Source organism: Enterobacter cloacae complex sp. 402C9 (assembly GCF_050030745.1).
Classification (GTDB): domain Bacteria; phylum Pseudomonadota; class Gammaproteobacteria; order Enterobacterales; family Enterobacteriaceae; genus Enterobacter; species Enterobacter intestinihominis.
Map to the genome: position 1 here is coordinate 1,952,173 of NZ_JBLGUW010000001.1, position 16,756 is coordinate 1,968,928.

The 16,756-nt window shown below is 54.2% G+C and carries 16 protein-coding genes; 11 read left to right on the plus strand and 5 right to left on the minus strand.

Annotated elements, in window-relative coordinates:
* Positions 1–8 precede the first annotated feature (8 nt).
* From ACQG1K_RS09320 to ACQG1K_RS09335, 4 genes are read left to right on the plus strand one after another with little or no spacing between them, the layout of a single operon-like run.
* A complete protein-coding gene (locus ACQG1K_RS09320) occupies positions 9–2,552 on the plus strand; it encodes a fimbria/pilus outer membrane usher protein (protein ID WP_367075253.1) in 2,544 nt (847 codons plus the stop codon).
* Position 2,553: 1 nt separating this feature from the next.
* Positions 2,554–3,501, plus strand: coding sequence for a fimbrial protein (locus ACQG1K_RS09325; protein WP_058677986.1), 948 nt, complete (start codon positions 2,554–2,556; stop codon positions 3,499–3,501).
* Positions 3,502–3,512: 11 nt separating this feature from the next.
* Complete coding sequence (locus ACQG1K_RS09330; protein WP_022647865.1) at positions 3,513–4,025, plus strand: fimbrial protein; 513 nt, start codon at positions 3,513–3,515, stop codon at positions 4,023–4,025.
* Between the two features lie 41 nt (positions 4,026–4,066).
* On the plus strand, positions 4,067–4,720 hold the full coding sequence (locus tag ACQG1K_RS09335; RefSeq protein ID WP_032624380.1) for a helix-turn-helix transcriptional regulator: 654 nt from the start codon (positions 4,067–4,069) through the stop codon (positions 4,718–4,720).
* Between the two features lie 52 nt (positions 4,721–4,772).
* Here the strand turns inward: ACQG1K_RS09335 and fdhF are convergent, their stop codons facing one another.
* The 4 genes from fdhF to ycgZ form a co-directional block, all read right to left on the minus strand.
* Complete coding sequence (gene fdhF, locus ACQG1K_RS09340; protein WP_367075251.1) at positions 4,773–6,923, minus strand: formate dehydrogenase subunit alpha; 2,151 nt, start codon at positions 6,921–6,923, stop codon at positions 4,773–4,775.
* Between the two features lie 193 nt (positions 6,924–7,116).
* Positions 7,117–7,395: a biofilm/acid-resistance regulator YmgB/AriR gene (locus tag ACQG1K_RS09345; protein WP_022647868.1), complete on the minus strand. Its 279-nt coding sequence runs from the start codon at positions 7,393–7,395 to the stop codon at positions 7,117–7,119.
* Between the two features lie 29 nt (positions 7,396–7,424).
* Complete coding sequence (locus tag ACQG1K_RS09350; protein WP_058677989.1) at positions 7,425–7,745, minus strand: hypothetical protein; 321 nt, start codon at positions 7,743–7,745, stop codon at positions 7,425–7,427.
* A 4-nt stretch (positions 7,746–7,749) separates the two neighbouring features.
* On the minus strand, positions 7,750–7,989 hold the full coding sequence (ycgZ, locus tag ACQG1K_RS09355) for a regulatory protein YcgZ (protein ID WP_058677990.1): 240 nt from the start codon (positions 7,987–7,989) through the stop codon (positions 7,750–7,752).
* 339 nt (positions 7,990–8,328) lie between these two features.
* Here ycgZ and ACQG1K_RS09360 point away from each other — a divergent pair, with 339 nt between their 5' ends.
* Both ACQG1K_RS09360 and ACQG1K_RS09365 read left to right on the plus strand, forming a co-directional pair.
* Positions 8,329–9,549 carry a diguanylate phosphodiesterase gene (locus ACQG1K_RS09360; protein ID WP_367075248.1) on the plus strand — a complete coding sequence of 407 codons (1,221 nt, stop codon included), beginning with the start codon at positions 8,329–8,331 and terminating at the stop codon, positions 9,547–9,549.
* 188 nt (positions 9,550–9,737) lie between these two features.
* Positions 9,738–10,466: a MerR family transcriptional regulator gene (locus ACQG1K_RS09365; protein ID WP_320680237.1), complete on the plus strand. Its 729-nt coding sequence runs from the start codon at positions 9,738–9,740 to the stop codon at positions 10,464–10,466.
* 110 nt (positions 10,467–10,576) lie between these two features.
* On the opposite strand, the gene ACQG1K_RS09370 is transcribed toward ACQG1K_RS09365, so the two are convergent.
* Positions 10,577–11,170: a DUF3828 domain-containing protein gene (locus ACQG1K_RS09370; RefSeq protein WP_367075246.1), complete on the minus strand. Its 594-nt coding sequence runs from the start codon at positions 11,168–11,170 to the stop codon at positions 10,577–10,579.
* A gap of 496 nt (positions 11,171–11,666) precedes the next feature.
* Between ACQG1K_RS09370 and sufA the strand changes: the two genes are divergently transcribed.
* Genes sufA through sufS form a run of 5 tightly spaced genes read left to right on the plus strand, consistent with a single transcriptional unit; the run spans position 11,667 to position 16,753 of the window.
* Positions 11,667–12,035 (plus strand): Fe-S cluster assembly scaffold SufA, encoded by a 369-nt coding sequence (gene sufA / locus ACQG1K_RS09375; RefSeq protein ID WP_022647873.1) that lies wholly within the window; start codon positions 11,667–11,669, stop codon positions 12,033–12,035.
* 8 nt (positions 12,036–12,043) lie between these two features.
* Entirely contained in the window at positions 12,044–13,534 is a 1,491-nt protein-coding gene (gene sufB / locus ACQG1K_RS09380) for a Fe-S cluster assembly protein SufB (protein ID WP_003857739.1), read from the plus strand.
* A 9-nt stretch (positions 13,535–13,543) separates the two neighbouring features.
* Positions 13,544–14,290: a Fe-S cluster assembly ATPase SufC gene (gene sufC / locus ACQG1K_RS09385; RefSeq protein ID WP_022647874.1), complete on the plus strand. Its 747-nt coding sequence runs from the start codon at positions 13,544–13,546 to the stop codon at positions 14,288–14,290.
* Positions 14,265–15,536 (plus strand): Fe-S cluster assembly protein SufD, encoded by a 1,272-nt coding sequence (gene sufD / locus ACQG1K_RS09390; RefSeq protein WP_155025352.1) that lies wholly within the window; start codon positions 14,265–14,267, stop codon positions 15,534–15,536. Before sufC ends, sufD begins: the two co-directional genes overlap by 26 nt.
* Positions 15,533–16,753 carry a cysteine desulfurase SufS gene (gene sufS / locus ACQG1K_RS09395; protein WP_045622808.1) on the plus strand — a complete coding sequence of 407 codons (1,221 nt, stop codon included), beginning with the start codon at positions 15,533–15,535 and terminating at the stop codon, positions 16,751–16,753. The genes sufD and sufS overlap by 4 nt, the downstream gene beginning before the upstream one ends.
* The last annotated feature ends 3 nt before the right edge of the window (positions 16,754–16,756 follow it).

Consider the following 16,756-nt stretch of genomic DNA (forward strand, 5'->3'; position numbering starts at 1 on the left):
TGCTCGTCATGACAACGGCATTTAATACAGTGCAGCCTGCGCGCCTGGCAATATTCATTGCCCTCGCGCTTGCGGGTTTCTCTCCCACACTGTGGGCCAGTGAGACGTTTAATACGGAACTGGTAGAACTGGATAATCCCGGAATGGGAAAAGCGGATTTATCTGCCTTTGAATCCGGCTCGCAGGCGCCCGGGACGTACCACGTGGATATTATTCTTGACGAGCGGCTGCTGGAAACGCGGGATATTCGTTTCATGGCCGTGAAGGATGCTAACGGCAGTGAAACGTTGCAGCCGTGCCTGAGTATCAGGCAGTTAAAAGCGTGGGGCGTGAAAACGGCGCTTTTCCCGCAGCTCGACGCCGGGCAAGGAGAATGCGCCGATCTCAAGGCGATTCCACAGGCCAGCGCGGACTTCCAGTTTGGCGCCCAGCGTCTGGCAATCAGCATCCCACAGGCGGCCATAGATCTGCCAGCGAGGGGTTACGTTCCGCCGGAGATGTGGGATGAAGGCATTACCGCGGCCATGCTCAACTACAGCCTGAGCGGCGCGAACAGCCGGGCAAGAAGCGGGGCAGGCACCCGCAGCGACAGTCAGTATGCAAACCTGCGACCGGGGATCAACGTCGGTCCCTGGCGGTTACGCAACTACACCACCTGGTCCCGCGATGCGTCCGGCCAGGATAAGTGGGACAATGTCTATACCTTGATGCAGCGCGCGATTATTCCCCTGCAAGCCCAGCTTACGCTCGGAGACAGTTCCGCCCCTGCCGATGTCTTTGACAGCATGCCTTTTCGCGGCGTCCAGCTGGCGTCCGACGACGACATGCTACCGGATTCCCTGAAAGGCTATGCGCCGGTGGTGCGCGGTATTGCGCGAACTAACGCGCAGGTCGTGGTGCGTCAGAATGGCTATCAAATCTACCAAAGCTATGTGGCGCCGGGCGCGTTTGAGATCGCGGATATGTATCCCACCGGCGGCGCGGGCGATCTTGATGTCACGATCGTCGAAGCCGATGGCAGTGAGCAACATTTCACCCTGCCGTACGCTTCGCTGCCGGTCCTGCAACGGGAGGGGCGCCTGAAATATGCCCTTACCGCCGGGCAGTATCGATCGTATAACCGTAGCGTGGAGAAAACCCCCTTCGGGCAACTGACCGGAATCTACGGCCTCCCTTACGGCCTCACGCTCTATGGCGGCGTCCAGCGGGCAGATAAGTACCAGTCGGCGGCTCTGGGGGTGGGCAAGAACATGGGCGTTCTCGGGGCGATATCCGCAGACCTCACCCAGGGCTGGTCAACGCCGGAGCATGCCGCGAAAACAAGCGGTCAGTCGTGGCGGGCCCGATACAGCAAGAATTTTATTAATTCCGGGACGAACTTTTCGATTGCCGGGTATCGCTACTCGACCCGCGGCTATTACGGGATGCAGGAGGTCCTCGATTCGTACGGCGACAGCAGCGCGCTTCAGGACAGGCGACGTAACCGTGCCGAGCTGACAATGAGCCAGACGCTGGGGGACAACCTGGGCGCGCTTACCCTCAGTGCGGCGCAGGAAGATTACTGGAATGACGGTAAGTCGATGGCTTCGTGGAGCGTCGGCTATAGCAACTACTGGCACAACATCAGCTATGGCCTGACATGGACCTACAGCAAAAATGTCCGCTCAGCGTCAGAAACCCGCGACAACCAAAAAAACGCTGATCACGACCAGCTTCTGGCGTTCAACATCAGCATTCCGCTGGATAAATTTTTGCCGCAGACATGGGCGAACTATGGCATGAACGCCAGCAGGAATAACGGGATGACACACAGCATCGGTCTGAACGGGGTGGCTCTCGAAAACCGAGCCCTGAACTGGAACGTGCAGCAGGGATACGGCACAGAGGGCGTGGGCTATACCGGCAGCGTTAACGCGGACTACAGAGGCACCTATGGCGAAGCCACGGCGGGGTATGGTTATGACAAAAACAGTGAACGCCTGAATTACGGGCTACAAGGCGGCATTCTCGCCCATGCTGATGGCATCACGCTTTCTCAGCCGCTGGGGGAGACCAACGCCTTAATTAAAGCGCCTGGCGCCCACGGCGTGGATATCCGCAATCAGCCCGGTGTACGGACAGATGTTCGCGGTTATACGGTCGTGAGCAACCTTTCGGTCTACCGAAAAAACGATCTCACTCTCGATCCGGAAAATATGCCGGAGGATGTCGAACTGGAGATCAACACCCGCACGGTAACGCCGACACGGGGAGCGGTGGTGAGAGCCGATTATTTGCCGAAGTCAGGTCGCCGGGTGCTGATGACCTTGACCGACAACGAACGCGCCGTTCCGTTTGGGGCGGTGGTCACCCTTGTCGGTGATGAGAGCAGCAGTTTTATTGTGGGCGATCGCGGTCAGGTTTATTTAACCGGTATGCGCGAGGAGGGGACGTTAGTCGCGACATGGGGGAGTCAGCCCAGCCAGCAATGCCGCGCTGATTTCAGCCTGCCGACACACTCAACATTCGGTGGGATCGCTGACATGCGCGCCTCCTGCCGTCAGGAACGTTAACATGAAATGGCTTATCGTGATTTTGCTTCTCTGTTTGCTCGCGGCGGGAAACCTCGCCCGTGCCGGTACGTGCACCACCATCACGCCGCAGCTGTCAACCCTGTCCGTGGGGACGATTAACGTGCAGCGTGATGCGCCTGTCGGCACGGTGGTCTTTTCCGGCGCGGCGACAGCCACCGGTTCCTATCTTACTGGATGTGCTAATCCGCTGATGCTGGGATTCAGCATGCGCTACAACAGCGCCACGTTGAGCAGCTACGGCAATCATGTTTACAACACTAACGTCAGCGGGATAGGCATACGCTTTTCCTCTAACGCCTATTTTGAAAACCCGAGCAATACGTTCTCGTACAATGCGCAGACCTCCTATGTCGACTGGTATGGCGGGAGGATTGAGCTGGTGGTGACTGGCCCGGTCTCATCGGGGGCGTTAACCCCGGGGGCGATCGGCGTCGTGACGCTTCAGGGGAGCGACGGCATCTATCGTGACGGCCTGACCACGCAGCTCACCGCCGGAACCATTAATGCCATGGCGTGCACGGTGAATACGTCACAGCTGACGTTTCCGATCGGGGATATCCCCGCCTCGGCGTTCGGCACCGTGGTGGGCACCACGCCAGCGGGAGCACAGAACACGCAAAACCTGGGCTTAACCTGCGCCGCCGGAACCAATATTACGGTCTCGCTCAGTGGAATACAGAATCCGGACAGCGCCAATACCAGCGTGATGGCCTTAACCGGGCAGGGAAATGCCGGCACCGCAAAAGGGGTTGGGGTGCAGCTTATCTATAACGGTGCGCCGCTGGTGATGAACAGCCGACTATTCTTGCGGCAGTCTGCCGGCGGGCAAGAGACATTGCCGTTAACGGCCCGATATTACCAGACGTTGAACCGCGTGGAGTCAGGTTCAGCAAATGCCTCCGCCACCCTTAATTTGACCTATCAGTAGCAGGTACGAAGATGAAAATAATATACGGGACACTGCTGTTACTGGCTTTACTCAGCGGGAAGGCTTTCACCGCTGATAGCGTCAACATCGGTGTGACGGGAAATATCGTTGCGTCGCCGTGCATATTTAATGGCGGGAGTAACAGCCTCGATGTCAATCTGGGCAATATTCAGGCAACCAATATGGCGACGCCGGGCTCAACATCGGATCCGGTGCCATTTAGTCTGCTGTTCACCCAGTGCCCAACGGGAACGCAGAGTGTGACCGTCTCTTTTACCGGCAGCCCCGATCCCGCGGCGGGCGCGGACTATTTTATGAACAGCGGTTCGGCCACGCACGTGGCGATAGCCATGCGCGATGCCCAAACGGGTACGCTTAAAGGAACAGGCTCTGGCATGACTCAAACTATTGGTGCCGACAGAACCGCGACAATGGCTATGCAGGCCTCGGTTAAATCCGTGACGGGTGGCGTCACGCCGGGAAGCATTAGTGCAGTTGTGGTGATGACGATGCAGTACAACTGAGCGCCGGTGATATGCCTTTTTTAAAGACGTTGGTATGAGCTATGTTAAATATTCTGATTCAGGAAACCGATCTATTTTTTCAGGCTGGGCTACATGAATTTTTCGAGGATTTTTTTAAACATAACTTTCATCGTGCCATCACATTTAACCTGGCGCTGACCCATGAAAACGTCAGTCAGGCCGATATTATTGTCCTGTCATTATGCCAGGGTGAAACACTGACCTGTTTTCCCGAGTTACTCGCCCGGCAAAAAGGGATTGTGCTAGGGTTTGTCGACGATGAACTGCGCTTTTCGGCGTTGCCCTCCTGCTTTCAGGACATTATTTTTCTCCCTCGCCGTGCATCGCTTGATCGTATCAGTGGCGTACTGTTTATCGCGTGGTTCAGGACGCAATTACCGGGTTATACATGGACTAAACATAACTGCTTCGACTGCCAGCATAAAGGGTTATCCCGGCAACAAATTCGTATTCTGGTCAATTTTTACCGAGGGCTGTCGGTAGTGCAGACCGCTCAGACGCTGGAGATGAGCCAGAAAACGGTCTTTACCCATAAATATATGCTGATGCAAAAATTTAATCTGCGAAGCGATTACGAGCTGATCGTACTGTTGAGAAGGCTGATGGAGAAAAAGAGCCGTCCGAACCTGCTTCGCGATTACCTTGAAAATAATTATGCAGAACAGATAGCGTAAAACGCCAGCGGATAGCTGGCCGGGCAGTGATAGCCACCACCCGGCAATGCATTTAAACGTTAACCGCAGCGATCAACCGCGTCTTCATGGTCTGGTACGCAGAAGCCGCAAAATCCTCCGCCCAGCGCTGGTCCTCGATCGCCTCCATCTGCACGGCGCAATATTTCGTTTCAGGCGTTCTGGAGATCGGGTCTAGATTATCCTGCGTCAGCTCATTACAGGCGCCAATCCACCACTGGTAGGTCATATAGATTGCTCCCGCATTGATGCGCTCGCTGATGCTGGCGCGCGTGATCACTTTACCCCGGCGTGAACGTACCCAGACCAATTGGCCGTCGGCGATCCCACGCTCATCCGCGTCGGCCGGGTTCATTTGCACCCGGCCCGGCTCGTCGGCCAGGCTTTGCAGCGCCGCGCAGTTCCCGGTCATTGAGCGACAGGAGTAGTGACCGACTTCGCGCACCGTGCAAAGTACCAGCGGGTAATCCGTATCCGGTGTCTCGGCCGGAGCGCGCCAGGGGGCAGTAAACAGCTGGCCTTTGCCAGTGGGTGTGTCGAACTGATTATCCCTGTACAGATAGGGTGTGCCGGGATGATCAAGGGTTGGGCAGGGCCACTGGACATGGCCCATCTCGCCCATTTTTTCGTAGGTCACGCCGTAGAAGAGGGGGCACAGCTCGCGCATTTCGTCCCAGATCTGCTGGTTATTCTCGTAATGCATGGGATAGCCCATCTCCGTGGCCAGCAGGCTGATGATCTCCCAGTCGCGCTTGACGTTGCCGCTGGCCTCAATGGCCTTGCCAAAACGCTGGAAGCCGCGATCGGCACAGGTGAACACGCCAGCATGTTCTCCCCATGACGTGGCAGGGAGCAGTACGTCAGCCACCTCTGCCGTTTTGGTCATAAAGATGTCCTGAACCACCACAAAATCGAGGGACTCAAAGCCGCGGCGGACCAGGCCCAGATCGGCTTCTGTCTGAAGCGGATCTTCCCCCATGATGTAATAGGCTTTGATCTTACCTTCCAGCGCGAGATGCGGCACTTCGGTGATACGCGTCCCGACGCGATCGTCCATCCGGCTGACATTGATTTTCCACGCATCGGCAAATTTCAGTCTGACCGCCGGGTCAGTGACATCCTGGTAGCCGGGGAACATATTGGGCAAAACGCCCATATCGCAGGCACCCTGAACGTTATTTTGCCCGCGAACCGGACCTACGCCGACGGCAGAGCGGCCCAGGTTGCCGGTGAGCAGCGCCAGGCTGGAGAGACCTTTCACCACATCAACCGCCTGACCAAACTGCGTAACGCCCATTCCCCACATTACCGTTGCTGAAGGCGCCGCCGCGAACATGCGCATTGCCTGACGAACATCCCGCGCGGGAATGCCCGTCAGATGTTCAACCTGCTCGGGTGCGTAATCTTTTACCGTCAGTCGGTAAGCCTCAAGCCCTTCTGTGAAGCGGGCAACGTAGTTTTTGTCGTACAGTTCCTCTTCAAGCAGGACATAGCCAAAGGCATTGACCAGCGCCATGTTACTGCCGTTTTTCAACTGAAGATGAAGATCGGCAATGCGTGCCGTTTCAATATGACGCGGATCGCAGACGATGATTTTTGCGCCATTTTCACGTGCTTTAAGCACGCGTCGGGCGACGATGGGGTGAGAGTCGGCGCAGTTATAGCCGAACACCAGCAGGCATTTTGAGTTTTCAATATCGTTAATGGAATTGCTCATGGCACCGTTGCCGAGGGTCTCCTGTAAACCGGCAACGGACGGACCGTGACAGACGCGGGCGCAGCAGTCGACGTTGTTAGTGTTCAGCACCGCACGGGCAAATTTTTGCATCACATAGTTGGTCTCATTGCCCGTTCCCCGCGAGGACCCCGTGGTCATAATGGATCGAGGGCCGTACTGATCTTTGATGCTTTTAAGCCTGTGAGCAGTATAGCGAATGGCCTCTTCCCAGGTAACAGGGGTAAAGGACTCGCCTTTGCTGTAGCGGATCATGGGCTGCGTAAGACGGGGGGTAAGCAGCCGTGTGTCGTTAAGAAAGTCCCAGCCGTAGAATCCTTTCAGGCAAAGCGTGCCCTGATTGGTTACGCCATCAGCGGCTTCGGCACGGATAATCCGGTTATTTTTAACGACGAGGTTTAGTTTGCAGCCTGCACCGCAGTAAGGGCAGACGCTGGCGATTTTTTTCATCAATAACAGACCTGTTAAGAAATGAAGCAATGTTTACTGGAAAGCCCAGTCCCTTAGCGGACTAAGCAGGATCCATGCCACATTCAGCGTGCTTGATTAACAGGGCGTCAGGGAAGAGAGGGTGTGTCATCGTCAGTCTGTTCGTCAGAATTGACGATGACACGCTATCCGTAGGGATGGGAAGGGAGAGGCGTTAAAGATCGTCCATGGTATAACCGACAACAATTTCCAGCGTCTTGCGGATCACATCCGCCTTAACGACATCGTCGGTGGTTTCCAGCGTCTGGATCAGCCAGAGAATGATCGCTTTGTTGGTCAGATGACCTTCAGAAGCGAGAACACAACGAACCGCAGTCGAAAAAATGGCAGACTCTTCAGCAAAGCGATCGCCTGCGTGACGGAAATACTCCGACAACGCGCTATCTAAAAAGGCGGAGTGGTATTCGGGTTGAAGCTGAATATTTTGTCTCATTTGTTCTCACCGTTGCTGTAAAGTTGTAGTCAATGCATCTTTTTGGGATCGGACGGTTTTCCATTTCCAAATAACGGCACTACATTGTCTCGATTATTTTTGAGAGATCCCTCTCTCTGTATTCGTCCTTGTGCGGTTCTGCGATCTTTAAAAGCGACAGTGCCTGTGCTGATTTCAGCTATCACCCTCGCTAATGTCTCCCGCCGCTGGGGATCCGTCTCACAGGCTTGCATGTTACGCAGACGCTGAACCAATCCCTCGGTCGTCACGGGACCGCGCTCCTTCAAAAGTGAAAGAGCGGCTTCTCCAATAAGCTGGTCGATCAGTCGGTCCGCATCACTGCTGTTCATAACATTAGCGTTCGAAGAGCAGACCAAGAAGCAGGTGATAATGATGTTCCTCTTCCGGACCATTGGCCCTTTCAAGGCGACTCAACAGTTTTGTGCAGAGCGATTTGCGATTCAGATTCCGCCCATCGCTAAGGATTTCAACAACAACCTGACCCAGGGTTTCCTGTTGGGTTGGAAGCGCGGCTTTTTCGAAGTACTGCGCAATCGCTGTTGCTGAGTCTGCGACGTTTCCGTTCTGCTGCATGTTTCGCTCCTGTAAAATTCTGTAATCAGTAACGTTACATTTAAGGTATACATAATTTTCAAATCTGTACATTTAAAATGTACAATTTTTTAAATATTTTATAATATATTTTATAAAGTCTTTATTTATCATAGTGTTATGTGCGCACACTTTACTGCGTGATTCACAAAATATATTGTACAATCCAAAGCGGCGTCGCAGAGTTGTACAAGCTTGGGAAAGGCGCAAAGAAGCCGTGTAAATCGTTGAGATGTAAATTATTTGTTGGGAAATTAATGTGCTATAACAGAGTTCTCCCCACGTGTTTTCGTGGTCACCCCTTCAATCTTCAGGATTAGCATGCTCACAACCATCATTTACCGCAGTCATATCTGCGAGGACGTTCCAGTGAAAGCGCTGGAAGACATGGTCGCTGCTGCAAATTGTAGAAATCGCCAGTTCGATGTGACGGGGATTTTGCTGTTTAACGGCACACACTTTTTTCAGTTACTTGAAGGGCCCGCTGATAACGTTAAGGAGATCTATGAGCTCATTTGCCGTGACCCACGGCATCACAACGTGGTCGAATTGTTGAGCGATCACGGGCCTTCAAGACGTTTTGGCAATGTGGGTATGGAGCTCTTCGACCTTCGTCAGTACGACACCAACGAAGTGCTGCAACAGGTTCTTGATAAAGGCACAAGCCGCTATCAGCTGACCTATAACGATCGCGCCCTGCAATTTTTCCGCACCTTCGTTGAGGCCACTGAAAAAGCCAACTACTTTGAGCTGCCTCCTGCTGACGCCTGGGAGTTTGTCACCGAAAACACGCCGTTATCCTCCCAGCCGACGGTAGTGGCAAAGGGAGCGGACTGTAGTTTCGCGTTTCAACCTATCGTCGATCCGTTTATGCAGCAGGTTGTTTCCTGGGAAGCCCTGATCCGCACGCCGTCCGGTGAGTCCCCGGAAAGCTATTTTGCCAACCTGTCGCGTGAGGAGCTGTACGAATCGGATCTGAAGAGTAAACAGGTGGCTTTGTCGATGGCCAGCGCGCTGGGCCTACAGACTCAAACGTTGTCCATTAATCTGCTGCCGATGACGCTGGTCAATGTTCCTGGCGCCGTCGATTTTTTACTGACGGCAATTGAGGCGAACGGTTTTGTGCCGGAGCAAATTGTAGTCGAGTTCACCGAGAGCGAGGCCATCTCGCGCTTTGAAGAGTTCACCAGCGCGGTCAGACAGCTTAAAAGCGCCGGGATCAGCGTGGCCATCGATCACTTTGGCGCGGGATTCGCCGGTCTGCAACTGCTGGCTCAGTTCCAGCCGGACAGAATCAAGATCAACCGTGATTTGATTGCTAACGTGCACAAGAGCGGCCCGCGTCAGGCAATCATTCAGTCAATCATTAAATGCTGCGCCTCCCTGGAAATTCTTTTCTGTGCGGTAGGCGTAGAGCTGGCTGAAGAGTGGATGTGGCTGGAATCTGCCGGGATTTCTCAGTTCCAGGGTCACCTTTTCGCCAGCCCGCGTCTGGGGGGCATTCCGGCGATTGCCTGGCCCGAGAAAAAGTACGATTTATAAAAACCTGTACGTAACTCTTAAAAGTGACCTGTACGTACGGCTAAATTTATACAACAATATATTAACGAGTGAGTGGTTCTTTGAGCCATTCACTTGTCTCAGAACGAGGAGTTAGTTATACAAATGATTTGTACAATCTGATAAGGTTGGTTTGGTTAGGTATGGAAGTATTGTGCGTGAGGGAGTTAATGGCCTATTACAGTATCGGCGAAGTGGCCGAACGATGCGGTATCAACCCCGTTACGCTGCGTGCCTGGCAGCGCCGTTATGGATTGTTGAAGCCGCAGCGAAGTGAAGGGGGTCATCGTCAGTTTGACGATGAAGATATCCTGCGTATCGAAGAGATCAAACGCCTGATGAAAACGGGTGTTTCGGTCGGTAAAGTAAAAGCGCTTCTTGAAAATACAGAAGTGATGACGCATGGGAACTGGGCATCGTTTCAGGAAGAGATGTTAACCGTTCTGCGCTATGCCAATCCGGCAAAACTGCGCGCCAAAATCAGTGAGTTCCGCCGCGACCATGCGATGGATGTTCTGATAGATAACATCATCACCCCTGTGCGTCAGCGAATGAATCAGGATCAGAATACGGTGCGTCATATGGCGAGCCTGCTCGACGGTGTCCTGATTGAGTTTGCCGTTACAAGCCTGGGTGAGTCGCGAAAAAAAGCAGGTAAGGATGCGCTGCTGATTGGGTGGGAGTGCGACGACCGTACGCATTTATGGCTGGAAGCTGCCCGTCTTGCCTATAAGGGCTGGCATATTGACGTGCTGGCTGAGCCGATTGATTCTCCGCGTCCGGAACTCTTTCCCGGGCAAAAAATTTTCGTCTGGACCGGTAAAGCGCCTACGCCTCGTCAACAGGAGCAGCTCGACCACTGGCGTGAACAGGGTTTCGCCGTTTCGTTCCATCACTGATGTTAAGGGGGCCAACGGTAAACCGCCAGCGCGGGTTTTTAGCCTTCTGGCGATACGACAGGGGTATCCGCGAAGATGCATAGCATCAGTACCCCTGTCATATCGTCGGTTTATTCCATCATCAGGTTGTCTGAAATATTCATACTGGCCACGGATTCAACTTTCCACACGCCATCTTCCTTGACCATGCAGTCAATTACGGTGTGATCCCGCTTTTTGCCGAATGAGATATAAACCTGCATACAGGCGGCATCGTAATCCAGCGCCCGCGCACTGACGATGCCCCAGTCATCTTCATATCCCTGAGCCTTGATGAACATATCGACGTCAGGCACGTCATATTCATCTGGATCCAACTTATCCATGGCTTTGAGTTTGCTGATGGTTTCGCGGGTTACATATGGCCTCAGCGCTTCATAGTTTTTCAGGGGCTCTTTCCCGATAATAATTTGCGAGATGTACCACTTATTAAACTGAAGGGCAGCGGATACCTCAGGGGGTAACTTCTGTGCAGCTGATGCGAGAGTGGGCAGAAGCAGGATCGCCAGAATTAAATTGCTTTTCATATCCTTAGCATAATGTGTGTTCTGTAGATTTGCACCGCCAGCGCGAATGGATTTTGAAACAAATTCTGCACATCTTTTCTGGCTACACTGACCTGCATGCTGGCGAGCATGAACTGCGGCTTTATGGGCACTCCACATAATTTAATCCCTTACTGAATAAATGGTTAACAAGGGAAACATTACGCCGAAAAGGGACGAGTTTATGTAATTAATCATGATCGGAATTTAACCACTATCAGACTGATAAATAATGGTTAACTTATCCATCAAACGTCTTTATGCGCGCCCAGGTAAGGCAAAAAAGAATTAAAAAGAACCTGGCTTAAGGGGGAGGCATACGTAAAAAATGTATATGATGCCTGTGCGTACTTTAGCTATCTCAAAAATAGGTATTTTCAATACAATTTTTATTATTGCCCGCCACCTTACCGCCTTTCTTATGAAATGCATTATTTATCAATGCATTGAACAAAACTAACCCACCCATCCGCATCCCGTCACAGGGTCTATGCTTAATGAAAGTAGCCAAAAAGGGCGGTTTAGCCCAAAGCCCCTGCTCGCAGGGGGTTGAAGTGATAATCGTTATCACTAACATGGTGTTATGCCCTGGTGGCTTATCAGATGAGGTGGACCTATGGAACTGCATTCAGAAACCTTCAATCCGGCCGATTTTGCCTGGCGTGGCTTAACGCTGACGCCCGCGGCGGCGGCGCATATTCATGAGCTGGTGGCAAAAAATCCCGACATCCTCGGCGTACGCTTAGGCGTTAAGCAGACGGGCTGCGCAGGATTCGGCTACGTGCTGGATACCGTAACCGAACCCAAAAAGGACGATCTGGTCTTTGAAACCGACGGTGCAAAGTTATACGTCGCGCTACAGGCTATGCCGTTTATCGATGGAACCGAAGTCGACTACGTTCGGGAAGGTTTAAACCAGTTATTCAAATTTCATAACCCGAAAGCCCAGAACGAATGCGGCTGCGGCGAAAGCTTTGGGGTATAGGCGGTACTATGTCTCGTAATACTGAAGCAACGAGTGATGTAAACACCTGGAGCGGCGGACACCTCAACTATAAAGAGGGTTTCTTCACGCAGCTGCAAACTGATGAGCTGGCGAAAGGCATCAACGAAGAGGTCGTGCGCGCCATTTCGGCCAAACGTAACGAGCCGGAGTGGATGCTGGAGTTTCGCCTGAGCGCATTCCGCGCGTGGCTGGAGATGGAAGAACCCCACTGGCTGAAAGCGCATTACGATAAGCTGAACTATCAGGATTACAGCTATTACTCCGCGCCCTCATGCGGCAGCTGCGATGATACCTGTGCCTCGCAGCCCGGCGCGGTACAGCAAACCGGTGCCGAGAACAGCTTCCTGAGTAAAGAGGTGGAAGAGGCCTTCAATCAGCTCGGCGTGCCCGTGCGCGAAGGTAAAGAGGTGGCGGTGGACGCCATTTTTGACTCCGTCTCGGTGGCAACCACCTACCGTGAAAAGCTGGCGGAGCAGGGGATAATTTTCTGCTCCTTTGGGGAAGCCATTCACGATCACCCGGAGCTGGTGAAAAAGTACATTGGCACCGTGGTACCCAGTAACGATAACTTCTTCGCGGCACTGAATGCGGCGGTGGCGTCAGACGGCACCTTTATCTACGTGCCTAAAGGTGTGCGCTGCCCGATGGAGCTCTCGACCTATTTCCGCATCAACGCGGAAAAAACCGGCCAGTTTGAACGCACCATCCTGGTGGCCGATGAAGGCAGCTACGTCAGCTATATCGAAGGCTGTTCGGCGCCGGTGCGCGACAGCTACCAGCTGCACGCGGCGGTGGTAGAGGTGATCATCCATAAAGACGCGGAAGTGAAATACTCTACGGTACAGAACTGGTTCCCGGGCGATGGCAACACCGGTGGTATTCTGAACTTCGTCACCAAGCGTGCGCTGTGCGAAGGTGAAAACAGTAAGATGTCCTGGACGCAGTCAGAAACCGGCTCCGCCATTACCTGGAAATACCCGAGCTGTATTCTGCGCGGCGACAACTCCATCGGTGAGTTTTACTCCGTGGCACTGACCAGCGGTCATCAGCAGGCCGATACCGGCACCAAGATGATCCACATCGGTAAAAACACCAAATCGACCATCATCTCCAAAGGGATCTCTGCCGGTCACAGCCAGAACAGCTATCGCGGGCTGGTGAAAATCATGCCGACAGCCACCAACGCACGTAACTTTACCCAGTGCGACTCCATGCTGATTGGTGCGGACTGCGGGGCGCATACCTTCCCCTATGTCGAATGCCGCAATAACAGCGCCCAGCTCGAGCATGAGGCGACTACGTCACGTATTGGTGAAGATCAGCTGTTCTACTGCCTGCAACGCGGGATCAGTGAAGAAGATGCGATTTCAATGATTGTTAACGGCTTCTGTAAGGACGTGTTCTCTGAACTGCCGCTGGAATTTGCCGTTGAAGCCCAGAAACTCCTCGCCATTAGTCTTGAACACAGCGTCGGTTAAGGAAAGCACATGTTAAGCATTAAAGATTTACAGGTTAGCGTGGAAGAGAAAGAGATCCTGCGTGGGCTCAATTTTGACGTCAAACCGGGTGAAGTTCACGCCATCATGGGGCCAAACGGCTCCGGGAAAAGTACGCTTTCAGCGACGCTGGCAGGACGCGAAGATTATGAGGTCACCAGCGGCTCCGTTGAGTTTAACGGCAAGGATCTGCTGGAGATGTCGCCTGAAGAGCGTGCCGGTGAGGGCATCTTTATGGCCTTCCAGTATCCGGTGGAAATCCCGGGCGTCAGCAACCAGTTCTTCCTGCAAACCGCGCTGAACGCGGTGCGCAAGTATCGCGGACTTGAGGCGCTGGATCGCTTTGACTTCCAGGATCTGATGGAAGAGAAAATCAAGCTGCTGAAAATGCCCGAAGATCTGCTCACCCGCTCGGTGAACGTGGGTTTTTCTGGCGGTGAGAAAAAACGTAACGATATTCTGCAAATGGCGGTTCTTGAGCCGGAGCTGTGCATTCTCGATGAAACCGATTCAGGGCTGGATATTGATGCCCTGAAGATCGTTGCCGACGGCGTAAACTCTCTGCGTGACGGTAACCGCTCATTTATTATCGTGACTCACTACCAGCGTATTCTGGACTACATCAAACCGGACTATGTCCACGTGCTTTATCAGGGGCGCATTGTGAAATCCGGTGACTTTACGCTGGTTAAACAACTGGAGGAGCAGGGTTATGGCTGGCTTACCGAACAGCAGTAATGCACTCCAGCAGTGGCACCGGCTGTTTGAAGCGCAGGGTGGAGCGCGCTCTGAACAGGCTCAGCACCATCTCCAGCAGATGCTGCGTCTCGGTTTACCGACGCGTAAGCATGAGAACTGGAAATATACCCCGCTGGACGGCCTGCTGAACGGCGAGTTTGTCACCCGTCTGGCGCAGGTTAGCCCCGGTCAGCGCGATGTGCTGGCGCTGAGCGTGGATGCCGTGCGTCTGGTGTTTGTAGACGGGCAGTTTCGTGAGGAACTCAGCGACAGCGTACAGGAGAGCGGGTTCGATATTGCGATTAATGATGAGCGTCAGTCGCTGAACGCGCCCGTTCAGCCTGAAGTCTTCCTGCATCTGACAGAGAGCCTGTCTCAGTCTGTCACCCATATTCACGTTAAGCGTAACCAGCGCCCGGCGAAACCGCTGCTGCTGATGCATATCACCCAGGGTGTTGAGGGCGGCGAGATCAACACCGCCCACTATCGCCACCATCTCGAGCTGGCAGAAGGGGCAGAAGCGACGGTAATTGAGCATTACGTTAGTCTGAACGACACCCGCCATTTTACCGGCTCGCGTCTGACGATGAACGTGGCGGCCAACGCCCAGCTGCACCATATCAATCTGGCGTTTGAGAATCCGCTCAGTCACCACTTCGCCCACAACGATATTCTGCTGGGCCAGGATGCCGCGGCGTACAGCCACAGCTTCCTGCTTGGCGGCGCGGTGCTGCGCCACAATACCAGCACCCAGCTGAACGGTGAGAACACTACGCTGCGTATTAACAGCCTGGCGATGCCGGTGAAGTCAGAAGTGTGCGACACGCGCACCTGGCTTGAGCATAACAAAGGCTACTGCAACAGCCGTCAGCTGCACAAAACCATCGTCAGCGACAAAGGACGTGCGGTGTTTAACGGCCTGATCAATGTGGCGCAGCACGCCATCAAAACTGACGGGCAGATGACCAACAACAACCTTTTGCTGGGACGTCTGGCAGAGGTGGACACCAAGCCACAGCTGGAAATCTATGCGGACGACGTGAAATGCAGCCACGGCGCAACGGTCGGGCGTATTGACGATGAGCAGATGTTCTACCTGCGCTCTCGCGGGATAGACCAGCAGGCCGCGCAAAAGATGATTATTTACGCCTTTGCGGCTGAGCTGACGGAAGCGCTGCCCGATGGCGGACTTAAACAGCAGGTGCTGGCCCGTATCGGTCAGCGGCTGCCTGGAGGCGAAGCATGACATTTCCCGTAGAGAAAGTCCGGGCAGATTTTCCGGTACTGACCCGTGAAGTGAACGGTCTGCCGCTGGCCTATCTCGACAGTGCGGCCAGCGCGCAAAAACCGAATCAGGTGGTGGATGCGGAAGCCGAGTTTTACCGCCACGGTTATGCGGCGGTCCATCGCGGGATCCACACCTTGAGCGCCGAGGCGACCCAGCGCATGGAAAACGTGCGCACGCAGGTTGCGGCGTTTCTCAACGCGCGTTCGCCGGAAGAGCTGGTGTTCGTGCGTGGCACCACCGAAGGGATCAACCTGGTGGCTAACAGCTGGGGCAATGCGCAGGTGCACGCGGGGGATAACATCATCATCACCCAGATGGAGCACCACGCTAACATCGTGCCCTGGCAGATGCTCTGTGAGCGTATGGGGGCGCAACTGCGGGTGATCCCGCTAAACGAAGACGGTACGCTTCAGCTTGAACAGCTGGACGCCCTGCTTGACGACAGAACGCGGCTGGTAGCGGTGACCCACGTTTCAAACGTGCTGGGGACGGAAAATCCGGTGGCGCTGATCGTCGACAAAGCCCATCAGGCCGGTGCGAAAGTGTTGATTGATGGTGCCCAGGCGGTGATGCACCATGCGGTTGACGTTCAGACTCTGGACTGCGATTTCTACGTCTTCTCCGGGCACAAGCTGTATGGTCCGACGGGCATCGGCGTGTTGTATGTGAAAGAGGACATTCTCCAGGCCATGCCGCCGTGGGAAGGGGGCGGGTCAATGATTGCCACCGTCAGCCTGACGGAAGGCACAACCTACGCCCGGGCGCCCTGGCGCTTCGAGGCGGGCACGCCAAACACGGGCGGGATCATCGGGCTGGGCGCGGCCATTAGCTACGTCTCTGAAACGGGGCTGGCGGCGATTCAGGAGTACGAACAGCTGCTGATGCAATATGCCTTGCAGGAGCTTGCCGGCGTCCCGGATCTGACCTTATATGGCCCTGCTGACCGTCTGGGTGTGATAGCCTTCAACCTCGGCAAGCATCACGCTTATGATGTGGGCAGTTTCCTGGATAATTACGGCGTCGCCGTACGTACCGGGCATCACTGCGCGATGCCACTGATGGCGTATTATCAGGTACCGGCCATGTGCCGCGCATCGCTGGTGATGTACAACACAACGGAAGAGGTCGACAGACTGGTGGCGGGACTAAAACGTATTCACCAGCTGCTTGGCTAACGG

Excerpts from the sequence above, each read along its gene's own strand:
- ACQG1K_RS09320 (WP_367075253.1), top strand. The coding sequence starts at position 9 with ATGACAACGGCATTTAATACAGTGCAGCCTGCGCGCCTGGCAATATTC.
- ACQG1K_RS09325 (WP_058677986.1), top strand. The coding sequence starts at position 2,554 with ATGAAATGGCTTATCGTGATTTTGCTTCTCTGTTTGCTCGCGGCGGGA.
- ACQG1K_RS09330 (WP_022647865.1), top strand. The coding sequence starts at position 3,513 with ATGAAAATAATATACGGGACACTGCTGTTACTGGCTTTACTCAGCGGG.
- ACQG1K_RS09335 (WP_032624380.1), top strand. The coding sequence starts at position 4,067 with ATGTTAAATATTCTGATTCAGGAAACCGATCTATTTTTTCAGGCTGGG.
- fdhF (WP_367075251.1), bottom strand. The coding sequence starts at position 6,923 with ATGAAAAAAATCGCCAGCGTCTGCCCTTACTGCGGTGCAGGCTGCAAA.
- ACQG1K_RS09345 (WP_022647868.1), bottom strand. The coding sequence starts at position 7,395 with ATGAGACAAAATATTCAGCTTCAACCCGAATACCACTCCGCCTTTTTA.
- ACQG1K_RS09350 (WP_058677989.1), bottom strand. The coding sequence starts at position 7,745 with ATGAACAGCAGTGATGCGGACCGACTGATCGACCAGCTTATTGGAGAA.
- ycgZ (WP_058677990.1), bottom strand. The coding sequence starts at position 7,989 with ATGCAGCAGAACGGAAACGTCGCAGACTCAGCAACAGCGATTGCGCAG.
- ACQG1K_RS09360 (WP_367075248.1), top strand. The coding sequence starts at position 8,329 with ATGCTCACAACCATCATTTACCGCAGTCATATCTGCGAGGACGTTCCA.
- ACQG1K_RS09365 (WP_320680237.1), top strand. The coding sequence starts at position 9,738 with ATGGCCTATTACAGTATCGGCGAAGTGGCCGAACGATGCGGTATCAAC.
- ACQG1K_RS09370 (WP_367075246.1), bottom strand. The coding sequence starts at position 11,170 with ATGTGGAGTGCCCATAAAGCCGCAGTTCATGCTCGCCAGCATGCAGGT.
- sufA (WP_022647873.1), top strand. The coding sequence starts at position 11,667 with ATGGAACTGCATTCAGAAACCTTCAATCCGGCCGATTTTGCCTGGCGT.
- sufB (WP_003857739.1), top strand. The coding sequence starts at position 12,044 with ATGTCTCGTAATACTGAAGCAACGAGTGATGTAAACACCTGGAGCGGC.
- sufC (WP_022647874.1), top strand. The coding sequence starts at position 13,544 with ATGTTAAGCATTAAAGATTTACAGGTTAGCGTGGAAGAGAAAGAGATC.
- sufD (WP_155025352.1), top strand. The coding sequence starts at position 14,265 with ATGGCTGGCTTACCGAACAGCAGTAATGCACTCCAGCAGTGGCACCGG.
- sufS (WP_045622808.1), top strand. The coding sequence starts at position 15,533 with ATGACATTTCCCGTAGAGAAAGTCCGGGCAGATTTTCCGGTACTGACC.